Source organism: Arsukibacterium sp. MJ3 (genome assembly GCF_000987765.1).
GTDB lineage: Bacteria > Pseudomonadota > Gammaproteobacteria > Enterobacterales > Alteromonadaceae > Alishewanella.
In genome coordinates, this window is sequence record NZ_LAHP01000111.1 from 1 (window position 1) to 648 (window position 648).

Annotated in this window: 1 protein-coding gene; it reads left to right on the forward strand. The window is 51.4% G+C overall.

What is annotated here, in order from left to right; translation table 11 throughout:
• Positions 1-15: 15 nt before the first annotated feature.
• Positions 16-519 (forward strand): molybdopterin synthase catalytic subunit MoaE, encoded by a 504-nt coding sequence (moaE, locus tag VT06_RS17030; protein WP_046555524.1) that lies wholly within the window; start codon positions 16-18, stop codon positions 517-519.
• The last annotated feature ends 129 nt before the right edge of the window (positions 520-648 follow it).

Sequence of the window (648 nt, forward strand, 5' to 3'; positions counted from 1 at the left end):
TAACCGGAGGCTAGCATGGCTGCAAATGTACGGATTGCAGTGCAAACAGCAGATTTCGATGTGGCCCGCGAATATCAATGGCTACGTGGCTCTGAGGTGGCGAGTAATGGTGTTTCGGCATGTGGTGAAAATGGTGCTGTAGTTACTTTTACAGGCCTCGTGCGTGAGCTTGCAGAAGGCGGATTGGTGGGCATGAACTTGGAGCATTATCCCGGCATGACCGAGCGGGCACTCACGGATATCGTGCGGCAAGCCCAACAGCGCTGGCCTTTGTCTAGGATTGCGGTAATTCATCGAGTGGGCTTCCTTACCTTGAATGAACAAATTGTATTTGTAGGCGTTGCCAGTGCGCATCGAAAAGCCGCATTTGCAGCGGCTGAATTCATCATGGATTACTTAAAAACGCGAGCCCCATTTTGGAAGAAAGAGCATCGTGAAGATGGAGCACAGTGGGTAGCTGCGAAGGGCAGTGATGCCCAAGCAGCAGAGCAATGGGATAACGATAATGCAGCAAGCTAAGCATGCGTATAGAGCTTCGTATTTGCGTTACTGGCTTGCTGTTTGCCATTGGCGTTGTGCTTTCTTGAGAGCCTTATTGGCCAGTTTACTGTGTTTGAGCTTGCTGTGGGCCACCGCTCACGCGAGCAC

Coding starts and splice junctions, on each gene's coding strand:
- moaE (WP_046555524.1), top strand. CDS start 16: ATGGCTGCAAATGTACGGATTGCAGTGCAAACAGCAGATTTCGATGTG.